This window comes from Micromonospora sp. KC207 (assembly GCF_004348615.1).
Taxonomy (GTDB): Bacteria; Actinomycetota; Actinomycetes; order Mycobacteriales; family Micromonosporaceae; genus Micromonospora.
In genome coordinates this window covers 1-19651 of sequence record NZ_SMKJ01000108.1, presented here as the reverse complement: position 1 = coordinate 19651, position 19651 = coordinate 1, and the positions used below count along the sequence as shown (strand labels likewise).

The window sequence follows — 19651 nt, the reverse complement described above, 5'->3', positions numbered from 1 at the left end:
TCCCTCACCCCAGGAACGGAATCCGTCCCCGCCATGCGCCTGCTCGCCGCTATCGCTACCGGCATCGCCCTGCTCGGCACGGCTCCGGCACCGCCCGCGCCGACACCTGGCGCATCTGCGGCTCCGTCCGCCGCGACCTGGGGGGTGGCACCATCGAGCGCAAAGGGCCCGAACGGCCGCCCGGCGTTCACCTACAAGCTGGACCCCGGTGCCACCCTGACCGACTACGTCGCGGTCACCAACCATTCGGCGCGCCCGCTCACCCTGAACCTCTACGCCAGCGACGCGTTCACCACCACCCGGGGCGGGTTCGACCTGCTGGCCGGTGGCCGACAGCCCACCGACGTCGGCGCCTGGGTCCGCATCCCTCGACGGACCCTGACCATCCCGTCAACGTCCCGCCTGGACATCCCGTTCACCCTCACCGTGCCGGACAACGCCACGCCGGGCGACCACGCCGGCGGGATCGTCGCCTCACTCGCCACCACCACCACGGCGGACGCGCAGGGCAACCAGGTCGCCGTCGACCACCGCGTCGGCGCGCGGATCTACCTACGGGTCACCGGTGAGCTGCAACCGGCGCTGACCGTCGAGGACCTCCGAGTGCGGCACACCGGCTCGCTCGACCCTCTCGCCGGTGGCACGCTCACCGCCACCTTCACCGTCCGCAACACCGGCAACGTCCGGCTCACCGGACGACCCACGCTCGACGCGGCCGGACCCTTCGGTCTCGGCGGACGCTCCGTGGCCGCGGCGGCCCTGCCGGAGATCCTGCCCGGCGGGGAACTGACCACCACCGTACGCATGACGGGTGTGCCGCCGCTGTTCCGGCTCACCGCCGGCGCCGCCGTCACGCCCGCCGCTGTGGGCGACCAGGTCCTCGACCCGCCGCCGCAGGGCGACTCGGCACGGGTCACCGTCTGGGCGGTGCCCTGGCCCCAGCTGGTCCTGCTGGCCCTGCTCGCCCTCGCCGGCTGGGCGCTGACCGCCGCCCGCCGCCGGCGGGTCCGGCAGCTCGCGCAGGCGGTGGCCGCCGCCCGGGAGCAGGGCCGCGCCGAAGCCAGCCGGGAAACCGAACGAACCTCGGACCATCCGGGGAAGGACAGGCAGTGACACGCCGTACCGCAGGCGCCGCACCGATCCCCTCGATCGCGTCGCACGGCACCGCACCACCCACACCGCCGTACGGCGGACCACCACCACGTCGCCTGGGGAGCGAGCAATGATGATGAGAAGCGTGCGTGCCGGCGCGGCCGGCCTTGCCCTGGCCGTACTGGCGCTGGCCGCAGGGGGTGCGCCGGCCGTCGCGGAACCGGCCACGGTCAGTGCGACCGGCGCGGATCTCGCCTCGCTGGCGCTCGACGGTGATGCGATGTCCCTGCGGATCCGGGACGCCGCGCAGGTGGCCGGCGATGCGCCCGGGCGCGACCCGGCCGAGGTGGTGCTCGGCCCGGACGGCGGCCTGGCCGGCCGGGTGCCGGCCGGGAAGGCCTTCGCCTTCCTCGGGACGCCGGGACAAGCTGTGTGGTCCCTGTCCGCCGGCGACACCGGGTTTCCGGCCCTGGACACCACCGGGATACGCCCTGGCGTCGTCGCCGACGACATGGTGGCCCTCACCCTGCGCTCGGTGGAGGGGCCGGGAACTTTCACCGCCTACACCCTGTCCGGTCTCGGCACGGCGAGCCCGCTCTTTGGCAGCCGCCCGGGCATGACGCGGACGACGCGGCTGCCGGTGGCCACGCGTACCGGGGGTGTGGTCTGGGCCTTCGACGCGGCGGGCGACTACCGGCTGTTGCTGTCCGGCTCGGCCACCCTGAACTCCGGCCGGAAGGTCAGCGCCGACGCGACGTACCGGGTGCGGGTCCCCACGATCAGCCCGGTCGAGCAGGCGCCGCCGCCGGCCGCGCCCAAGCCGGCGACGCGGCCCGAGGGGCGGTCGGCGCCGCGGCCACCCGCCGCGCCGAAGCCCGAGGCGGCGCCGAAGCCGGCGGCGGCCGCACCGGTCGCTGCGAAGGCGGCGGCAACCACCGCCGGCGCTCACCAGGTGATCGCCGACGGGCACGTCGACATGGGCCCGCAACTGTCCGGCAACACCTGGACGATCCGGATCAAGGACGACCGGACCAGCCCTCCGGTCTGGCGGGAGACCGCCGACGTGGTCCTGCACGTCAAGGACAACGCGAAGATCACCGTGCCCGCCGGCGCCGACTTCCTCGGCAAGCAGGGCGAAGTCGTGTGGCTGCTGCCGCAGTCGCAGCAGGCGGGCATCGTCTGGCCCGGCTGGAACACCCAGCACGAGTCCGTCGTGTCGGGCGTCAGAGGCCCTGTCACGTGGACGCTGAAGGGGGTGACCGGGCCCGGCCGGTACACCCTGTTCCTCACCGGCTCGTTCGGCAACGCCGACGTGCTCTTCGACTCCGACAAGGCGTTCCCCCAGCAGCTGAGCGTTCCGCTCAATACGCATGCGCACGGCAACTGGGCGTTCAGCAAACCCGGCCTGTACCGCCTCGCGGTGCAGATGAGCGGCACCACCAACGCCGGCAAGGGGGTCACCGACACCAAGACGCTCACCATCGCCGTCGGTGACAGCACCGATCCGGAAAGCGGCTTCGGCTCTGACAACGGTGACGGCGACGCTGATGAGGGCGACGGGCCCCTGCCGCGCACCGGTGCCGGCTGGGTGTTGACGGCCGGTGCGGCCGGCATCGCCCTCGTGGTGCTCGGGGTCCTGCTGGTGGCGGCGACCCGTCGCCGCCACGCCGGCCTTGCCGACGCCGCGGGTGGGGCTACCCCGTAGTTTTCCGGTGCTGACCTGGGCGGCCTCGGCGACGAGGCCGCCCCGGAAGAACAGCATTGATAATCGTTTCCATCTCCGGGTATTGTGCGGGCGGCAGGGACGGCAGCGGCTGCACGTCGGGTGCCGGGACGTCGGGGGAGGGCAGGGTGCACATGCCTGGTGTCGGCACCGGCGTGACTCGGGCGACCGTCCACCGGCCGAACATACGGCTGTGGCTGCTGCCGCCGTTGCTGATCGCCTTGCTGGCCACCGGCTGCAGGTCCGAAGTGGCGTTGAGCGCCGACGACGACCGGGTCCAGGTCATCACGACCACCGGAATCCTCCGAGACCTGGTGAGCAACGTCGGTGGTGACCGGGTGGCCGTCAGCTCGCTGGTGCCCGACAGCGCCGATCCGCACAGCTACGAGCCGTCGCTGCGCGACGTCCGCGACGTCGTCTACGCCGACGTCGCGTTCAGCAACTACCTGCTCCTGGAGGAGCAGGCCGTCATCAAGGCCCTGGACGCGAACCTGCGCGACGGCGTACCGAACATCTCGTTGGCCGAGGGAGCGGTGAAGTACGCCGCGGAGATCATCCCGTTGGTCGAGGACGTGTCACTGGACACCCTCTGGCTGGGCATGCGGGTACGCGGCACCGGTGCGGCACAGGGCGCGAACCGTTCCTCCGACGTGCTGCTCAGCGCGACTGCCGCGCAGGGGCCGGGTCGGGTGCTCGCGTACCTGACCGAGTCGTTCGGCAACCCGTCGTTCTACGTCGACTCAGCCGACGGGTTCGACGCCGCCAACGGATACCGAGACGACACCGCCGCGCTGCCACCCGACGCGCACACCCACATGAGCTGGGCGTTCACCAAGCCGGGCGTCTACCGGCTGGCCATGCGGGCACAGTTGGCGGTCACTCCCGAAACGGCACCCGTCCCGCTGGGCGAGCAGGTGTTCACCTTCGCCGTCGGGGTGGATCCACACTCGGTGCCGGGCATGACCGGCGCGACGGTCTTGGGCTCCGGGCACGCCGACGTCACCGTCGACCTCGACGAGCGGCGGCTCTACCTGTTCGCCGACCCGGAGGGCAGCGGTGAGGCCAGCCAGCGGGTGTACGACCCGGCCAGCACCGTGATCGAAGTGCCGAACAAGGCGCTGCTCGAAGTGCCCGGCGACCGGAAATTCCGGTTCCTCGGTCGGCCCGGCACCCAGGTCTACCAGCTTCCGCAGGCGGTCCTCGGCAAGCACGTACACGGCGAGATCGACCCGCACCTGTGGCAGAACGTCCGCAACGCCATCTCCTACACCGAGCTCATCCGGGACACCCTGATCGGAGTCGACCCTGAGGGGGCGGCAGCCTACCGGGCGAACGCCTCGGCCTACATCCGGCAACTGGAGCAGCTCGACACCTACGTCCGGGACACCGTCGCCCGGATCCCACCGTCGCGACGCCACCTGGTCAGCACCCATGACGCGTTCGGCTATCTGGGCCAGGCGTACGGGATTAAGATCTCCGGCTTCGTCACCCCGAACCCCGCCACCGAGCCGAGCCTCGCCGACCGCCGCCGGCTCACCGAGACGATCCGCAACCTGAACATCCCCGCCGTGTTCCTGGAACCCAACCTGGCGGCCCGGTCCACCACCCTGACCGAGGTGGCCCGGGAGGAGGGACTGCGGGTCTGCCCGATCTACGGCGACACCTTCGACCGCGACGTCACCACCTACGCGCAGATGATGCGGTTCAACGCCGACTCACTGCACGACTGCCTGATCGCAGACAACTGATGGAGGAGCCAGTGACGGCAGGACGGGCGCGAGGCCGCACCCGCACGACCACGGCCATCCTGGGCTACGCACTGGCCATGGCGGTCGTGCTGGTCACGACCCAGACCTCGGCGCGGGCCGAGCAGCCGACACCGGGCCTCGGCCAGTCGATCGCCGCCGACCAGCCGCTCGCCACCGGCCGGACCGAACTCGCCACCGGGCACGTCGACATCGGCCCCCGCTACGTCGACAACCAGTGGACGGTGCTGATCCACGACGGCACGCGGGCGCGACCGGTGTGGCGCGACCCCGACGAGGCCCTGCTCCGCGTCTCCGACGCCGCGCTGCAGACCGTTCCCGACGACCCGGCGTACGCCTTCCTCGGCGTCGACGCCGGCAAGCGGGTTTACGTGGTGCCACAGGTCCAGAACCAGGACGTCGTCTGGCTCGGCTGGAACACCCAGGACCCCCGGGTGATGCAGAGCATCGACCGCGGCGTCACCCTGACCCTGCTCGGCGTACACGGGCCGGGGACCCTCACGACGTACCTGCAGTCGGGCAACTTCGCCGCACCGCAGCCGCTGTGGCGATCCACCGAGTCCACGGAGCAGTCCTTCTGGGCCGAGGTCAACACCCACACCCACGCCAACTGGGTGTTCAGCGCGCCCGGCGTCTACCTGGTCGCGGTCAAGGTGTCGGCCGACCTGATCAACGGCGAAACGGTGTCGGCGACCCGCACGCTGCGCTTCGCCGTGGGAGACGCCACCAGCGCCGACGAGGCCTTCGCCGCCACTGCGGACATCCCCGCAGCAGCCGGGCAGGAACCGGCCGACGAGGCACGGACCACGGTCGCCGAGCCGGCCGACACGTCCAGGGCACTGCTGCTCACCGCGCTGACCGGCACGGCCGTCGTGCTCGCCGTCGTGCTCCTGCTCCTGCTCCTGCGCGGACGCGGCGCCAAGCGGCGGGCCGAACGGGAACGCGCCGCGTCGCTGCCGGAGGGCCAGCGGTGAGAGCGCTCGACGTCGAAGGGCTGGACGTGGACCTCGGCGGCCGGCCGGTCCTGCGGGACGTGCGGCTGCACCTGGACCGGGGTGAGCTGGTCGGGCTTCTCGGACCCAACGGCGCCGGGAAGACCACCCTGCTCCGCGCCATCCTGGCACTGACCCGCACCCGCGGCGGCACGGTGACGGTGGAGGGCAAGCCGTCGCGTCGCGGCCGGTCCGACATCGGTTACGTCCCCCAGCGCCACGAGTTCACCTGGGACTTCCCGATCTCCGTCGAGCAAGCCGTGATGACCGGCCGCACCGGCCGCCTGGGTCTGCTCCGCCGCCCCGGCGTCGCCGACTGGCGGGCAGTCGGCGACGCACTGGACCGGGTACAGCTGACCGGGCTGCGCCGCCGGCCGGTCGGCGAGTTGTCCGGTGGGCAACGCCAACGCGTCCTGGTCGCGCGGGCACTCGCGCTCGCGCCACGCATCCTGCTGCTCGACGAGCCGTTCACCGGCCTGGACATGCCCACCCAGGAACTGCTGGGCGACCTGTTCACCAGCCTGGCGCGAGAGGACCGAGCGGTGCTGATGACAACTCACGACCTGGTCGCGGCGGTGGACTCCTGCACCCGACTGGTCCTGCTCAACGGCCGGATCATCGCCGACGGACAGCCGGCAGACCTGCAGGACGCCGAGCTGTGGACGAAGACCTTCGGGGTGAGCGCCGCGTCCCCGCTGCTGAAGCTCGTGAGGGCAGCCTAGTGTCGATCACCGATTTCCTCACCGACCTGCTCAACCCCGACCTCGCGTTCCTGCCCAAGGCGCTGGCGATCGCGGTCATGTCCAGCATCGTCTGCGGCGTCGTCGGCTGCTACGTCGTCCTGCGGGGCATGGCCTTCATCGGCGACGCCGTGGCCCACGCTGTCTTCCCGGGCATCGCGGTCGCCTTCGTCCTGCAGGGCAGCCTGGTGCTCGGTGGCGCCGTCGCCGGTGTCGCCACCGCACTGCTGATCGCGATCTTCTCGCAGAACCGGCGCGTCAAGGAGGACTCACTCATCGGTGTCTTCCTGGTCGCCACGTTCGCCCTCGGCATCGTGATCATCTCCCAGGCCCCCGGATACGCCGGGTCGCTGCAACAGTTCCTGTTCGGCTCGATCACCGGTATCCCGGACCGGGACCTCTACGTCGTCGGCGGCACCGGCCTGGTCATCCTCGGCCTGGTGCTCGCCCTGCACAAGGAATTCGTCGCGGTCTGCCTCGACCGGGAGATGTCCCGATCGATGGGGCTTCCCGTCTTCTGGCTCGACATCGTGCTCTACGTCCTGGTCACCCTCGCCGTGGTGATCTCCCTACAGACCATCGGCAACATCCTCGTCCTGGCCCTGCTGATCACCCCCGCCGCCGCCGCCCGCCTGCTCACCGACCGCCTCGGCGTGATGATGCTGCTCGCACCGGCGATCGGCGGCGTGTCGGCGTTCGTCGGGCTGTACCTGTCCTGGAGCTACGACACGCCGGTCGGCGGCACCGTCGTCCTGGTCGCCACCGCCATCTTCCTCGCCGCCTGGCTGATCGCCCCACGACACGGCGTACTGACCCGGCGCTGGATGCGCCCGACCGAACGGGAACTCCCCGACGCCTCTGGACCGGGCTCCTATGGCCTTCCTCACCCGCAGGAGCCGTCACCGGCCGCCGGATAGGCGGCATGCCGCAGTCCTCGATCGATCGATCTTCTCGTCCAGGAAAGGAGATCAGGCCAAGGCTGCGGAATGAAGCAGTGTGCATGAGGCCAGGCGCGGGCGCGACGATCGGGGACCTCGCGGCGTTTCGTACGACCTGTGATCGGGCGAACTGCCGTGGCCTGACGACTGCGGCTTCTTCTTGTTGCGGATGCCCTGCGGTCCGATCGGCCCTTCCCTGGATTATGCAAAACGACTATCGTTTTCATCAACCGGTCCACTGGGGATCGGGAGAGGAGTTCCACGTGCGTCCTTCCCTCCGCATGCTGCTCGCGACGGCAGCGGTCACCGCCGGGCTCGTCGCCTCCGCCGCGCCCGCACAGGCCGTGGCCACCGTCGTGTTCAGCACCGGGCACATCGACCTCGTCGACATCGCATACGAAGCAGGCACGCTCGAGATCGGCGTCCACGACGAGGAGAACGACGTCGAGTACGCCGCCGACGACGTCGCCATCGTCGTCAAGCGCCAAGCCAAGATCATCGTGCCCAACGACCCCGCCTTCAGCTTCCTCGGTACCCCGGGCGTGTCGAAGGTGTGGGTCCTCCCCGAGATCCAGAACACCAACCTCGTGTGGCCCGGCATCGCCGCCGAGGAGATCGAGGCCGGCGCCTTCGCGGGTGACCAGCTCACCCTGAACGTGCAGTCGGTGAGCGGCCCCGGTCAACTGGCGATCTACACCGAGAACGCCGTCGGCCAGCCCGTGGTTCTCGCCGACAGCGGCAACGGTCTGCCCGACGCGCTGACCCTCACGGCCGGCGACCACATGCACGCCAACTGGGCCTTCGACGCCGCTGGCACCTACTGCGTCACCTTCCGCGCCACCGGCACCCTCGCCGACGGCCAGCAGGTGACCTCCGACCCGACCACCCTGCGCATCCTGGTGAAGGCGTAGTCATCATGCGCATCCACCGTCGTCTCCTCGCCAGCCTCGCCGTCACCGCCGCCCTGCTCACAGGAGCCACCAGCCCCGCACAGGCGGCTTCGGTCACCCTCTCCAGCGGACACGTCGACGTCATCGACGTCGACTACGCCGCAGGCGCCCTCAGCGTCACCGTCATGGACCACACCGGTGCCACCGACATCGAACGCGACCCCGCAGACGTCCTGTTCCAAGTTCCCTCCACCGCCAAGACCACCGTGCCCTCCGGCTCCGCCTGGTCCTTCCTCGGCACCGGCGGCCAGGCATGGATCCTGCCCCAGTCCAACACCACCGGCCTGCTCTGGCCCGGCTGGAACACCCTCGAGGTGCCCACCGGGATCTTCCAGAACAACCGCGTCACGTTCAGACTCACCAACGTCGCCGGGCCCGCCGGATTCAGCGTCTACACCGTCTCCAGCGGTACGCCGACGGTGCTGTTCGACAGCGGCAACGGCCTGCCCGACAGCCTCAACGTCAACCGCAACGTCCACGCCCACGCCAACTGGGCCTTCGACGCCGCTGGCACCTACGCCGTCACGTTCGAGGTGACCGGCGTCCTCGCCTCCAACGGCAGCACCATCACCTCCGGCGCGAAGACCTTCACCTTCGACGTGCTCGCCTGAACCATCCACCGCTGGCGACCACCAGCACCAGAGGCGATCCGCTGAGGTAGGGGGTACCTCCGAACGCGGATCAGGCCGGCGCGGCAGCCCCACCCACCGGGTGCCGCGCCGGCCGCCGTCCCACCGGCGCCCCGACGACGCGACGAGCGGCGTCGAGCCGACGGTTGCCGGTGGCCTGCCCGAGAGCGCGGGTTGCGGCACGGCGCTGCTCGATACCGATGCCTGACACGCCAGGGCCAGTCAGGAACGTATCGGCAGAGGATCGTGGGGCCGCTGTCCGACCGCCACGGTGCAGTACCACTCGTCGGAGGTTGAGGTGGTCGCCACCAGCCCGTGCGCCGACATCGCCGCCGCCGTCCACGCGGCCTGGCTCTCACCGGTCTCGATGATCAGGTGCCCACCGGGGGCGAGCCACCGCGCCGCGCCCTCGGCCACCCGGCGGTGCACCTCGACGCCATCAAAGCCGCCGTCGAGCGCCACCAGGGGCTCGTGCTCGCGCGCCTCCGGCGGCATCATGGCGATCTCGTCGGTGGGCACGTACGGCGCGTTGACGACCAACACGTCGACGGCGCCCCGAAGCCCGGCCGGGAGGGCGTCGTAGAGGTCGCCCTCGTAGACGTGCCCGCCGATCGGTTCGAGGTTGCGGCGGGCGCAGCGCACCGATGCGGGCTCGATGTCGCAGGCGTACAGCCGGGTGCCGGGCACGCGGGCCGCGACGGCCGCGCCGATCGCCCCCGTCCCGCAGCACAGGTCCACCACCACCGCGCCCGGCGAGGTGACGGCGACGGCCTGCTCGACGAGGTAGGTGGTGCGCTGGCGGGGCACGAACACGCCGGACTCGACGATGACCCGCAGCCCACAGAACTCGGCCCAGCCGAGGATGGCCTCCAGCGGCTCGCCGAGCACCCGCCGCCGCGTCAGGTCGTGCAGCTCCTCCAGCGTCCGCGCGGCCTCGACGAGTAGTCGTGCCTCATCCTCGGCGAAGACGCAGCCGGCGGCGCGCAGCCGCAGGACCGTCGCCCCGTCGGGATCCGTGGTGGTCATCGCGTCACTCCTGTCGTCCGCCCGGAAGCGGCCTCGCCGGTGACCAGGGCGTCCCGGACCGCCGGAATCACCTCGCCGCCGAGCGGCTCGACCGTGCGGGCAACGTGCGCGAAGGGCAACCCACCCGCGTCGACCTGCAACAGCATCCGGTCCTGTCCCAGCCGGCGATGCTCTTCCAGGATCCTCTCCGTCACATGCGCGGGGTCGCCGGCCAGCAGCGCCCCACAGCCCGCGACGTGCCGGTCAGAGCGTCCCGGGGCAACCTGGTCATACCATCCCCCTGACCGTAGTGGCCACTCCGGCCCACGAGGCTCCGCCCCGGGCTCACAGGGGTCCCAGAAACCTAGTGCCCGCTCGTCGCCTACCGGCCCGTCGCCGACCAGAGCACCCGCAAGGGCAGACGCATCCACGACTATCACGCCACATCTCCCCATGGTCCGCGCTGCTCCCGCTGCTCGGTCAACTCCGCGGCACTCTCCCCTGGCAGGGAGCGCGCGCCGTCCGATCGGCCGGCGAGGCGATGGGGGTTCGCATGCCGATCGCAGCCGAGGATGTCGACCGGTTGAGGGCCGGAGGTTACGGCATAGGAACCCCGTAACCGCTGATCTATCGGCGACTGGTCAAGTACATGCGCAGGCGTTGCATCGGCGGCAAGAGACCGTAGATGACGATCGGCACCGCGATGGTGGCCAGAACCAGGGTGCGCAGCACCGTCGGCGTGTCCCGGAGCAGGTCGCCGAGCAGCAGTTGCAGCACGGTGAGCGTGGGGAACACGGCCAGCCAGATCATCAGAGCCATGTGATGCCGGGACGGCGGCCCGACGCGCGTCGGCGGGCGGGCGATCGAGTCTTCGGACATGGTAAGTGCTCCTTCAACATGATCGGGTTATGGGTTCAGAGACCGTGGCGGCGCCCGGCGAGGACGGCCTCGGTGACTTGTCGTTCCAGTGCGGCCGAGAACGGGCGGGCGTCCGCGACGGCGCGCTGGACGTCCTCCTCGACCAGGTCGGCGTGCAGGGCGATGGCGGCAGCCGATCCGGCGCCGGCGGCGGTGATCACCTGGGCGCGCGGGTCGACGGCGTTGCCCGCGGCCCAGACACCGGGCACGCTGGTCCGGCCCGTCTGGTCGACGACCACCCAGCCGTTGCCGTCCACCTGGCAGTCCAGGCCGGTGAGCAGGCCGTTGCTCGGCATGAACCGGGGCCGAACGAAGCCGTCTCGTCCCCCGCCGGGCGAACGGCCGCACTGTGCTGCCGCTGACCCGGCAAGCCAGTTCCCTGCAGGCCTGGAAGGTGATCATCCCTGCAGACCAGACCGAGCCTGACCTACGCGTCCACGAGGGTTACGAATGGCTTTACGTGCTTTCCGGACGCCTCCGCCTCGTCCTGGCCCGGGCACGACTTCCTGCTCCGTGCCGGCGAGGCGGCCGAGTTCGACACCCGGCTGCCGCACTGGTTCGGCAGCACCGGGCAGAACCCCGTCGAGATCCTCAGCATCCTCGGCCGTCAGGGCGGCGCGTGCACGTACGCGCCAAGCCCCGCGCCCCCCAGGGCGGCAACTGACGGTGCACCGTTCACCGGTCAGATCGGGCAGCGACACCCCGGATGGGGTTACCTGCTACTGTCCGCCCGCCATTCGAGTCGGTACCGGCTATCACGCGGTGATGGGCACAGGAGCCGACAAAATCAGGTGGCTCATCCGACGCTGACAGCGCTTGGGGTGTCGTGGCGTGCGCGTGTCAGCTTCCAGGGAGACGGGCGGTGGGCGGCTGCGTCGGCCGGAAGGGCCACTCCTCGAACGAGTTGCAGCGCCCGTCCTCGGCGAAACGCATGATCCACAGGTCGCGATACTCCTGACCGGTTGGGTCGCCGTAGCGGACCTCCACCCGCGCCACCGCAGTGTCGCCCTCGACCGCGACGACCTCACTGGTGATGTGGAACACCTCATCGGGGCCATCTCGCTCGTTCTCCCACATCCGGGCTATGGCTGGCAGACCGATGATCGCTTCCTGGTATGGCCCCTGCAGATAGCTGGCCTGCGCGGCGAAGATTGTGGCGAGCACCTCCGTCCCCGGCGTCCGCCACGCACGCTCGTAGGCTGCGATCCAGTCAGTCACCTGCTTCCTGTCCATGGGTGCAGCTTGCCACCTGACCGAGCGCTGAACGGGTGCGTCCGGCCATGCCGACGTCCGTAGTTGTTCTTGGCGACGGTCTGGAATGCTCCACCCATGCCTGCCTACCCGCCCACCTTCGCCGACCAGGTCGTCGCACAGCCCGCCCGCGCCCAGTTCGAGGCGTTCCTCGACGAGCACCGCCACGCGCTCAATGGCTGCTTGGACGGGCTGGCAGAGGAACAGGCGCGCCGATCGTTGGTGGCCTCCCGGACCACGCTGCTGGGTCTTGTGAAGCACGCGACCTTCGTCGAGAAAGTCTGGTTCGACGAAGCCGTCACGTGCCGGTCGCGCGCGGAGATCGGCATCCCTGCGACGCCAGACGAGTCGTTCATCCTCGCCGACGACGACACGATCGCCACCGTCCAGCAGGCACACCGCGAAGCCTGCGAAGCATCACGCCATGCGACGTCATCCCTGGGCCTGGACGACATCCTTCACGGCAACCGGCGAGGCCCGCTTCCGCTGCGGTGGGTGTACCTCCACGTGCTGCGCGAGCTCGCCCAGCACTGTGGGCACGCGGACATTCTGCGAGAGCAGCTCGTCAACGAGTAGCACGCGGGTTCGCCGCGGCGCTGCACTCCGGCGATCCGGCATTCGACGGCCTCTCCGGCTACTTGATGGAGAAGCTGGGAGCAGCGCTGGGGTCGTTGCTCGATGCCGCGACCGCGGCCGGCGAAATCCGGGCCGTGGTCAGCTCGCAGGACCTGCTCTACGCGGTCGCGAAACTGTGCGCCACTCTACCGGGCGAGGAGCCGGACCACGGCCGTCGCATGGTCGCGCTCCTCGTCGATGGACTACGGTCCGTCGACATCGAGCCCTGACCTACTCGCGGTAGAGCATGGCGGATCCGGAACGGCGGCGGGACCGCGCTGCCCAGCCGCCCACCCACCTCCCGATGGTCGAGCTGCTTACCGACCGTGTCCTCTTACCGACCGGCTTTGTGGTTGTGTCCGCGAGTTCGGGCGCCGGATGTACCGCCGGTTCCGGCGGAGGCAGCGTGACGGCACGTGGGCGAAGGTCCTGGCCGAGTTGCAGGCCCTGTTGGAGGGATGACGCCGTCGTCGGTCAAGTGACGGTTGCCGGGTCGGCGATTCGGCCTTCGAGGTCGGCGTTGCGCCGGTCCTAGAAGCGGAGGGTGGACCGGACCGCGGCGAGCCGTTCCTCGAACATCCGGTTGTCGGCGGTCAGTTGCCGGACCCGCTGTTTGAGGCTGGTGTTCTCGGTAGTGATCCGCGCGGTGAGAGCGTAGAGGAGAAGGCTACGGCCGCGCGGGGCCGCCATGCGATCGATACGCGGCAACTCGCCGCGCCCTGGTCGCGACATCTTCCAGCGGGGCCGAGGCGTTCCCGACCAGCACTCCGCCGCCATCGCGGAAACACCGCGCATGGAGACGCTGCAACCTTCGATACTGGCGGTGGCAGAGGGGGAACGGACTGGGCCCACCCTCGCCAGCACAGCCGTGCTTGCCGAGCTGCGGAAGGCACCCTTCTAAACCCGGTTAGCTGTGGCAGCCATCGCGGCTTGCAGGTGATGCCGTGTGTCTTCGTCGAACGCGACGAGTCGTACTCGTTGAACGTTCGTCGGTACGGACCTGATCGTTGCTACGGCGATCCGCGCCGCCCTCTCGGAAGGAAAGCCGTACACGCCGGTGGCGATCGCTGGAAAGGCGACGGTCCGGGCGCCAAGTTCGTCGGCGAGTTGCAGGCTGCGTCGGTAGCAGGAGGCCAGGACGTCGGCTTCGCCTTGGTCACCGCCTTCCCAGACCGGCCCGACGGTGTGGACGACGTGCCGAACCGGCGGGTCGAGGTCGAACGCCGGGGTCGCCATCGCGTCGCCCGGCTGGCAGGGACCGATCGCGCCGCCGGCCTGCGCCAGACGCGGTCCGGCGGCGCGGTGGATGGCCCCGTCGACACCGCCGCCACCGAGCAGCGACTCGTTCGCGGCGGTGACGATGACATCCACATGTTGCCGCGTGATGTCGCCTAGGACGATTTCGATCGTTGTCACAGCAGGATCCTGACACACACGACGACGTGGTTACCTGGCCGTGCGTAGCCGCCCGACCGATCGGCGGCATGTGCGGATGTTCGGCGCGGCTTCCGATGCGGTGGTTGCTGGTCGGTCCCCGAACCGGCTGAGCCCCGGGCTGACGTCTTTTGGATCCGCCGTGCTCGACGAACTCAGCGATGCGGCGCCTCTGCCAGGGAGGGGAACGCGGTGCGCGGCTGCTGACCCGCCCACCACAGCCCGATCGCGAGCGCCGCCGTCGCCTCCAGGTAGGCCGCCCGCGCCAGCCCGCCGCACGGTGCCGGCGTGCAACCGATCGAGCTGATGAGGGTCTGCGTCGCCGTGGCTGCCTCGGCGTGGTCGGCGCAGTAGGGCACGGCCAGCGGTACGCCCTCGAAGGTTGGCGGACGCAGTGTCCAGATGCTCGCGTGGCAGAGGTTGAACGCCTTGACCACGTGCCCGTCGGGCGCGGCGGCTGCCAGTTGCCGCGCCACAGAAGTGCTGCCACCAGTGTTGAGCATCAGCCCGTCGCCGGTCGGTACGACAGGGTTGGTGCAGTCGATGACCGTCCGACCGGCGAGGCTTGCGGCGAGACCGCCCACCAGCTGCGGCGCCTCCGCCGACGGAACCGCGACGAGGATGACATCACCGTGACCCGCCGCGTCCACGAGGCTGCCATGCCCGGCGGCACCGATCCGTCCGGCGGTCTGCTCCGCCCGCCCCTGATTCCGGCCGCCGATCACCACGTCGTGCCCGGCTGCAGTCCATGCACCGCCAAGCGCCGCCGCCATACCGCCCGTGCCGAGTATGCCGATTCTCATCCGCCTGCTCCGTCTCCTCGCTCCGCGGCGGCGCCGTACAGACCGCCGTGCAGGACGATAGGCAGGTCGATGCACACCGCACGGTGTGCAATACATCGGGCACGATGGGCAAATGGGTAACCCCGCTGACCAGCTCGACGAATACACCTCCGACTGCCGGGCCCGCGTGGCATTCGAGGTACTCGCCAATCGCTGGGACAGCGTCGTGGTCTTCACGATCGCCGCGAACGGTCCGATGCGTCCGGCGGTGCTCCTCACCCGCATCGGCGGGATAAGCCCCAAGGTACTCAACGACGCGTTGCGCCGGCTGGAGTACAACGGCCTGGTAGAACGTCGGCCGTACCCGGAAGTGCCACCCCGGGTGGACTACGCGCTGACGGAAGCAGGCGGCGCGCTACTGGAGCCGATGCAGGCGATGGGTGCCTGGGCCACCCGGTACGCCGATGCGGTCCTTGACGCTCAGGAACGCTTCGAAGCCCGAAAGACGTCCACCTGGCCCAGGTCCACTCGGCGTCGCCGCTGAAAGCCTCCCACCCACCGGCGAACCCGAGTGGCAGCGACAACGAGCCCGCACGCGACAGAACGGTCTCATTCGCTGGCGACACGCCCGGTCGGCAACCAGCCAGCTCGGCGTGACGCCGCGTGTCTCGCGATCGCGGCATGAGCGTGCGCGCGTGGCCGGTGGGCGTGGGTGGTGCCTGCCGGGGCCGGAGAGCCGTGTCGGTGGTCGGTGGCAGGGTAAGCGGCATGGAGATCGAGGTACGCCCCGCGACGGTGTTCGAGGATGTCGCGGCTGTCGTCGGCCCGAAGCGGCCGGACGCGAACGTGTGCTGGTGCCTGAGCTACCGCATCGGCGCGAAAGCGAACCTGCAACTGCGCGGGCCGATGCGCGGCGACCAGGTGCGCGAACTCGTCGGGCTCGATCCCCCTCCCGGAGTGCTCGCCTACGATGGCGACGAGGTCGTCGGCTGGGCGGCGGTGCACCCGCGAGCCGACACGAGCTTCGCCCGCAACAAGCGGATCCCGCACCTCGACGGTCTCGATGTGTGGAGCGTGTGGTGCTTCCGGGTACGTCCGGGCCACCGCAAGCGGGGCATCGTGCACCACCTGCTTGCCGGCGCCGTCGCCTTCGCCCGCGAGCGCGGCGCGCCGGCGATCGAGGGCTACCCCGTCGACAACCGTGACGAGAAGGTGGACCTCACGATGGCCTACGTCGGTACCCGCGCGGTCTTCGAGCTCGCCGGCTTCGTCAAGGCGGCTGACACCACCTCGGTGCTCGCCGGGTTCCCGCGTGTGCTCATGCGGCTCGACCTGCGATGACGTCGATCGCCACGGGTAACCTCACCGAGCCACAGGCAACTGGGTCCGCGCTGCCGAACGCCAGACCGGGACCGGTCCGGCCTGCGACGGGGATGGGTTGTCGGTGGCGGACAAGGACGCCGAGATTGCCCGCCTGCGCCGCGAGAACGCCGAGCTGCGGCAGGAGAAGGAGATCCTGCGCAAGGCAGCCGCCTGTTTCGCGAAGGAGATGGGTCGGCGACCAGCCGCTTTGCGGTCTGTTTCCACCCACCGCGCCGCCTTCGGCTTCAAGCGACTGTGCCGGGTCCTGGCGGTGTCCCGCTGCGGTTCTACCGCTGGATCGCCAGCGAGCCGGCCCAGCAGGCCCGCGCCGCCGCCAAGGACGCCCTCGCCGAGCAGATCACCAGGATTCACGCCGACTCCGGCGGCACCTAGGATCCCTGCGGGTGACCGTCGAGCTGCACCACCAGGGCGAGGTTCAAACGTAGCTGATCTTTGTGACTACGGGCGTGACTCAAGATCATCGCCCGTAGTCAATGCCACCAGGTCAATCCTGGTGGAGCCGAGGGGACTCGAACCCCTGACCCCCACACTGCCAGTGTGGTGCGCTACCAGCTGCGCCACGGCCCCTTGCTGTCGCCCCCGGTTGCCCGGGCACGGAGAGAACTATACACACGCCCGTCCGCATGGTCATCTCGCGGGGCCCCCTCCCCCGGGCGTCAGTTGAGCGCCACGTCGGGCGGGAAGTGGGCGACGGCCGCCATCATCCCGCCCTGCCGACGAAGCACCATCGGCCACAGGTCGTCGGGACGGTCGACGAACGCGTCACCGGGCAACGCGTCCAGGACGAACCAGGACCCGTCCTCGATTTCCTGCTCCAGCTGGCCCGCGCCCCAGCCCGAGTATCCGGCGAACACCCGGATGCCGCCGATGCTCTCCCGCAGCCGCTCCGGGTCGGCGGACAGGTCGATCGTGCCCACCGCGCCGGAGACCTGGTGGAAGCCGCGCAGCCGCTTGACGGGGTTGCGCAGCCGGGCCAGGCAGATGGCCGAGTCAGGCTGGACGGGGCCGCCCTCGAAGAGCACCGCCGGGTCCCGCGCCAGGTCGCTCCATTCACCGAGGACGTCGGCCACCGGCACCTCCGTGGCCCGGTTGAGCACCACGCCGAGCGCGCCGCCCGGCTCGTGGGCCACCAGCAGCACCACGGTCCGGTCGAAGTTCGGGTCCTTGAGCGTCGGGGTCGCGACCAGCAGCCGTCCGGTCATCGAGTCCATCGCCCGCCCGCCGATCGCCTGGTCCTCTCCCTGCATGTCGGACATCCGTCAGCCGCACGCCGGGACGCGGTATAGGTCACCCCGGACGGCCGTGCCGTCGGGGCGGACGGGACCGACGTCGTGGCCTGCGCGGGGGGCGGTCGGCCGGACCCGGTCGGCACGGGACGCCGGGCTCATCCGTGCTGTCAACGCCATGCCTGGCACCATAGCCTGCGCCCGGGGCGCTGGCTAAGGTCTGACCGGTGAGTGATCGAGTGGGATCGAAGGGAGCGACGATGGGTCCGACGGCGGACATCGCGGTCATCGGCGGTTCGGGGCTCTACGCCCTGCTGGAGGGCGCGACCGAGCACCGGGTGCAGACGCCCTACGGCGACCCCTCGGACCCGGTCACGGTCGCTGAGGTGGGCGGCCGGCGCGTGGCGTTCCTGCCCCGGCACGGACGCGACCACCGGCACCCGCCGCACCTGATTCCGTACCAGGCGAACCTGTGGGCGCTGCGGTCGCTCGGGGTACGCCAGGTCCTCGCCCCGTGCGCGGTCGGCGGGCTCCGCCCCGAGCTGGGGCCGGGCACGTTCGTCGTGCCGGACCAGTTGATCGACCGGACCAGCGGTCGGGTCCAGACCTACTACGACCGGGGCGCGGTGCACGTGGCCTTCGGCGACCCGTACTGCCCGGTGGGGCGCCGGACACTGCTGGACGCGGCGACCGGTCGAGGCGTGTCGGCGGTCGATGGCGGGGCGATGGTGGTCGTGGAGGGGCCACGCTTCTCCACCCGCGCGGAGTCGCGCTGGTTCACCGCGATCGGCGGGGCGGTGGTCAACATGACCGGGCACCCGGAGGCGGTGCTGGCCCGCGAGCTGGCCCTCTGCTACACCCCGATCGCGCTGGTCACCGACCTCGACGCGGGGGTGGAGGCGGGCGAGTCGGTCACCCAGGAGGAGGTCTTCCGGGTCTTCGGCGAGAACACCGACCGGCTGCGCGAGGTGCTGTTGGACGCCGTCGCCGCCCTGCCGACCGGGCGGGACTGCCCGTGCGGGCGGGCGCTGGACGGGATCAAGCTGCCCTTCGCCCTCCCCTGACCGCAGCGGCGGGCGGGCGGCCAAAACCCCGGCAAGTGAGAATTTTCCGGATAGATTCGGCAGATCGGGGATCGGTCCGCGCGCGCCGGCTCCGCCGAGGAGCCAGCACCGCCGCGACACGGAGGCCCGCCGATGGCAACGGTCCGCGAGACGACGTACGACCTGCTGCGGGCACTGGGCATGACCACCGTCTTCGGCAACCCCGGCTCGACTGAGGAGCCGTTCCTCCAGGACTTCCCCGACGACTTCCGGTACGTCCACGCCCTGCACGAGGCGTCCGCGGTCGCCATGGCCGACGGGTACGCCCAGGCCACCGGCCGCCCCGCCCACGTCAACCTGCACACCGCCCCGGGCACCGGCAACGGCATGGGCAACCTGGTCACCGCATGGCACAACAAGACGCCGCTGATCGTCTCGGCCGGTCAGCAGACCCGGGAGATGCTGCTGCTGGAGCCCCGGCTGGCCAGCCGCCACGCGACCGAGCTGACCCAGCCGTACGTCAAGTGGAGCCACGAACCGGCCCGCGCGCAGGACATCCCGGCGGCGTTCATGCGGGCGTACGCCACGGCCACGCAGCCACCGACCGGCCCGGTCTTCCTCTCCCTGCCGATGGACGACTGGGCCCAGCCGGCGGCCGGGGCACCCGAGGTACGCACCGTGGCCACCCGGTACGCCCCGGACCCGGCCCGGCTGCGGGAGTTCGCCGCCCGGGTGGCCGCCAGCCGCTGCCCCGCGCTGGTGCTCGGCGGGGCGGTCGACCGGGCCGGGGCGTGGCCGGCGGCGGTGGCCCTGGCCAAGCGGCTGGCCGCACCGGTCTGGGCCGCGCCCGCACCGGAGCGGGCCCCGTTTCCCGAGGACCACCCGCATTTCCGCGGCGTGCTGCCGTACGCGATCGGGCCGTTGGCCGAGGCGCTGGCCGGCCACGACACGGTGCTGGTGGTCGGCGCGCCGGTGTTCCGCTACTACCCCCACGTGCCGGGCGACCACCTGCCCGCCGGAGCCCGCCTGCTGCACGTCACCGACGACCCGGACGAGACGGCCCGCGCCCCGGTTGGCGACAGCCTGCTCGCCGACCCGGGCCTGGCCCTGGCCGCCCTGGTCGAACTGCTCCCGGCGACCGACCGACCGCCCCCGGCGCCCCGG

General features: G+C 70.9%; 23 protein-coding genes, 1 tRNA gene and 2 pseudogenes. 16 read left to right on the top strand and 10 right to left on the bottom strand.

Going from position 1 to position 19651, the window contains the following annotated elements:
* The first annotated feature begins 33 nt into the window (after window positions 1-33).
* From E1258_RS15675 to E1258_RS15640, 8 genes are all read left to right on the top strand, one after another.
* Window positions 34-1113: a WxL protein peptidoglycan domain-containing protein gene (locus E1258_RS15675; RefSeq protein WP_132401390.1), complete on the top strand. Its 1080-nt coding sequence runs from the start codon at window positions 34-36 to the stop codon at window positions 1111-1113.
* 109 nt (window positions 1114-1222) lie between these two features.
* Window positions 1223-2797 carry a TIGR03773 family transporter-associated surface protein gene (locus E1258_RS15670; protein ID WP_207919579.1) on the top strand — a complete coding sequence of 525 codons (1575 nt, stop codon included), beginning with the start codon at window positions 1223-1225 and terminating at the stop codon, window positions 2795-2797.
* Between the two features lie 152 nt (window positions 2798-2949).
* Window positions 2950-4563: an anchored repeat ABC transporter, substrate-binding protein gene (locus E1258_RS15665; RefSeq protein WP_243715480.1), complete on the top strand. Its 1614-nt coding sequence runs from the start codon at window positions 2950-2952 to the stop codon at window positions 4561-4563.
* 11 nt (window positions 4564-4574) lie between these two features.
* Complete coding sequence (locus tag E1258_RS15660; RefSeq protein WP_132401387.1) at window positions 4575-5555, top strand: choice-of-anchor M domain-containing protein; 981 nt, start codon at window positions 4575-4577, stop codon at window positions 5553-5555.
* A 26-nt stretch (window positions 5556-5581) separates the two neighbouring features.
* Complete coding sequence (locus E1258_RS15655) at window positions 5582-6295, top strand: anchored repeat-type ABC transporter ATP-binding subunit (protein WP_371688623.1); 714 nt, start codon at window positions 5582-5584, stop codon at window positions 6293-6295.
* Complete coding sequence (locus E1258_RS15650; protein ID WP_132401381.1) at window positions 6295-7230, top strand: anchored repeat-type ABC transporter permease subunit; 936 nt, start codon at window positions 6295-6297, stop codon at window positions 7228-7230. Before E1258_RS15655 ends, E1258_RS15650 begins: the two co-directional genes overlap by 1 nt.
* 302 nt (window positions 7231-7532) lie before the next feature.
* Window positions 7533-8162 carry a choice-of-anchor M domain-containing protein gene (locus tag E1258_RS15645; RefSeq protein ID WP_371688622.1) on the top strand — a complete coding sequence of 210 codons (630 nt, stop codon included), beginning with the start codon at window positions 7533-7535 and terminating at the stop codon, window positions 8160-8162.
* A 5-nt stretch (window positions 8163-8167) separates the two neighbouring features.
* Window positions 8168-8812, top strand: a complete 645-nt coding sequence (locus tag E1258_RS15640; RefSeq protein ID WP_132401376.1) for a choice-of-anchor M domain-containing protein — start codon at window positions 8168-8170, stop codon at window positions 8810-8812.
* A 240-nt stretch (window positions 8813-9052) separates the two neighbouring features.
* Here the strand turns inward: E1258_RS15640 and E1258_RS15635 are convergent, their stop codons facing one another.
* The 4 genes and pseudogenes from E1258_RS15635 to E1258_RS15620 form a co-directional block, all read right to left on the bottom strand.
* A complete protein-coding gene (locus E1258_RS15635) occupies window positions 9053-9856 on the bottom strand; it encodes a putative protein N(5)-glutamine methyltransferase (protein WP_132401373.1) in 804 nt (267 codons plus the stop codon).
* Window positions 9853-10050, bottom strand: a complete 198-nt coding sequence (locus E1258_RS15630) for a hypothetical protein (protein ID WP_132401370.1) — start codon at window positions 10048-10050, stop codon at window positions 9853-9855. The genes E1258_RS15635 and E1258_RS15630 overlap by 4 nt, the downstream gene beginning before the upstream one ends.
* A gap of 412 nt (window positions 10051-10462) precedes the next feature.
* On the bottom strand, window positions 10463-10714 hold the full coding sequence (locus E1258_RS15625; protein WP_132401367.1) for a hypothetical protein: 252 nt from the start codon (window positions 10712-10714) through the stop codon (window positions 10463-10465).
* Between the two features lie 35 nt (window positions 10715-10749).
* Window positions 10750-11067: pseudogene (locus E1258_RS15620) on the bottom strand (FAD-dependent oxidoreductase); the annotation flags it as partial.
* Here E1258_RS15620 and E1258_RS34840 point away from each other — a divergent pair.
* Window positions 11055-11417: pseudogene (locus E1258_RS34840) on the top strand (cupin domain-containing protein); the annotation flags it as partial. The pseudogenes E1258_RS15620 and E1258_RS34840 overlap by 13 nt on opposite strands.
* Before the next feature lie 176 nt (window positions 11418-11593).
* Here the strand turns inward: E1258_RS34840 and E1258_RS15610 are convergent.
* Window positions 11594-11986: a nuclear transport factor 2 family protein gene (locus E1258_RS15610; protein ID WP_132401364.1), complete on the bottom strand. Its 393-nt coding sequence runs from the start codon at window positions 11984-11986 to the stop codon at window positions 11594-11596.
* Window positions 11987-12082: 96 nt separating this feature from the next.
* Here E1258_RS15610 and E1258_RS15605 point away from each other — a divergent pair, with 96 nt between their 5' ends.
* Complete coding sequence (locus tag E1258_RS15605; protein ID WP_132401361.1) at window positions 12083-12580, top strand: DinB family protein; 498 nt, start codon at window positions 12083-12085, stop codon at window positions 12578-12580.
* Window positions 12496-12849: a hypothetical protein gene (locus tag E1258_RS35885; RefSeq protein WP_371688621.1), complete on the top strand. Its 354-nt coding sequence runs from the start codon at window positions 12496-12498 to the stop codon at window positions 12847-12849. The genes E1258_RS15605 and E1258_RS35885 overlap by 85 nt, the downstream gene beginning before the upstream one ends.
* Window positions 12850-13150: 301 nt before the next feature.
* Here the strand turns inward: E1258_RS35885 and E1258_RS33340 are convergent, their stop codons facing one another.
* From E1258_RS33340 to E1258_RS15590, 3 genes are all read right to left on the bottom strand, one after another.
* Window positions 13151-13309, bottom strand: a complete 159-nt coding sequence (locus E1258_RS33340; protein WP_165949778.1) for a hypothetical protein — start codon at window positions 13307-13309, stop codon at window positions 13151-13153.
* 207 nt (window positions 13310-13516) lie between these two features.
* The gene (locus E1258_RS15595; protein WP_132401358.1) at window positions 13517-14035 is read right to left on the bottom strand and encodes an O-acetyl-ADP-ribose deacetylase; all 519 of its coding nucleotides are present in this window, start codon (window positions 14033-14035) and stop codon (window positions 13517-13519) included.
* 173 nt (window positions 14036-14208) lie between these two features.
* The gene (locus E1258_RS15590; RefSeq protein ID WP_243715478.1) at window positions 14209-14856 is read right to left on the bottom strand and encodes an NAD(P)-binding domain-containing protein; all 648 of its coding nucleotides are present in this window, start codon (window positions 14854-14856) and stop codon (window positions 14209-14211) included.
* Between the two features lie 112 nt (window positions 14857-14968).
* On the opposite strand from E1258_RS15590, the gene E1258_RS15585 reads away from it, so the two are divergent.
* From E1258_RS15585 to E1258_RS33335, 3 genes are all read left to right on the top strand, one after another.
* The gene (locus E1258_RS15585; protein WP_132401352.1) at window positions 14969-15379 is read left to right on the top strand and encodes a helix-turn-helix domain-containing protein; all 411 of its coding nucleotides are present in this window, start codon (window positions 14969-14971) and stop codon (window positions 15377-15379) included.
* Window positions 15380-15603: 224 nt separating this feature from the next.
* Window positions 15604-16176: a GNAT family N-acetyltransferase gene (locus tag E1258_RS15580; RefSeq protein ID WP_132401349.1), complete on the top strand. Its 573-nt coding sequence runs from the start codon at window positions 15604-15606 to the stop codon at window positions 16174-16176.
* A gap of 276 nt (window positions 16177-16452) precedes the next feature.
* Window positions 16453-16590, top strand: a complete 138-nt coding sequence (locus tag E1258_RS33335; protein WP_165949779.1) for a hypothetical protein — start codon at window positions 16453-16455, stop codon at window positions 16588-16590.
* Window positions 16591-16709: 119 nt separating this feature from the next.
* Here E1258_RS33335 and E1258_RS15575 read toward each other — a convergent pair.
* Both E1258_RS15575 and E1258_RS15570 read right to left on the bottom strand, forming a co-directional pair.
* Window positions 16710-16785 (bottom strand) — tRNA-Ala (locus E1258_RS15575).
* Between the two features lie 89 nt (window positions 16786-16874).
* Window positions 16875-17465, bottom strand: coding sequence for a YqgE/AlgH family protein (locus tag E1258_RS15570; RefSeq protein WP_007074939.1), 591 nt, complete (start codon window positions 17463-17465; stop codon window positions 16875-16877).
* 239 nt (window positions 17466-17704) lie between these two features.
* Between E1258_RS15570 and E1258_RS15565 the strand changes: the two genes are divergently transcribed.
* Window positions 17705-18508, top strand: a complete 804-nt coding sequence (locus E1258_RS15565; protein WP_132401346.1) for an S-methyl-5'-thioadenosine phosphorylase — start codon at window positions 17705-17707, stop codon at window positions 18506-18508.
* 132 nt (window positions 18509-18640) lie between these two features.
* On the top strand, window positions 18641-19651 hold a 1011-nt coding region (locus E1258_RS15560), incomplete at its 3' end, for a thiamine pyrophosphate-binding protein (protein ID WP_243715477.1).

Bases quoted from the DNA above. Each gene is read 5' to 3' on its own strand.
- E1258_RS15580 (WP_132401349.1), top strand. From the start codon at position 15,604: ATGGAGATCGAGGTACGCCCCGCGACGGTGTTCGAGGATGTCGCGGCT.
- E1258_RS15570 (WP_007074939.1), bottom strand. From the start codon at position 17,465: ATGCAGGGAGAGGACCAGGCGATCGGCGGGCGGGCGATGGACTCGATG.
- E1258_RS15640 (WP_132401376.1), top strand. From the start codon at position 8,168: ATGCGCATCCACCGTCGTCTCCTCGCCAGCCTCGCCGTCACCGCCGCC.
- E1258_RS15590 (WP_243715478.1), bottom strand. From the start codon at position 14,856: ATGAGAATCGGCATACTCGGCACGGGCGGTATGGCGGCGGCGCTTGGC.
- E1258_RS15605 (WP_132401361.1), top strand. From the start codon at position 12,083: ATGCCTGCCTACCCGCCCACCTTCGCCGACCAGGTCGTCGCACAGCCC.
- E1258_RS15675 (WP_132401390.1), top strand. From the start codon at position 34: ATGCGCCTGCTCGCCGCTATCGCTACCGGCATCGCCCTGCTCGGCACG.
- E1258_RS15645 (WP_371688622.1), top strand. From the start codon at position 7,533: ATGCTGCTCGCGACGGCAGCGGTCACCGCCGGGCTCGTCGCCTCCGCC.
- E1258_RS15665 (WP_243715480.1), top strand. From the start codon at position 2,950: ATGCCTGGTGTCGGCACCGGCGTGACTCGGGCGACCGTCCACCGGCCG.
- E1258_RS15670 (WP_207919579.1), top strand. From the start codon at position 1,223: ATGATGATGAGAAGCGTGCGTGCCGGCGCGGCCGGCCTTGCCCTGGCC.
- E1258_RS15585 (WP_132401352.1), top strand. From the start codon at position 14,969: ATGGGTAACCCCGCTGACCAGCTCGACGAATACACCTCCGACTGCCGG.
- E1258_RS15610 (WP_132401364.1), bottom strand. From the start codon at position 11,986: ATGGACAGGAAGCAGGTGACTGACTGGATCGCAGCCTACGAGCGTGCG.
- E1258_RS15635 (WP_132401373.1), bottom strand. From the start codon at position 9,856: ATGACCACCACGGATCCCGACGGGGCGACGGTCCTGCGGCTGCGCGCC.
- E1258_RS33340 (WP_165949778.1), bottom strand. From the start codon at position 13,309: ATGGCGGCCCCGCGCGGCCGTAGCCTTCTCCTCTACGCTCTCACCGCG.
- E1258_RS15565 (WP_132401346.1), top strand. From the start codon at position 17,705: ATGGGTCCGACGGCGGACATCGCGGTCATCGGCGGTTCGGGGCTCTAC.
- E1258_RS15625 (WP_132401367.1), bottom strand. From the start codon at position 10,714: ATGTCCGAAGACTCGATCGCCCGCCCGCCGACGCGCGTCGGGCCGCCG.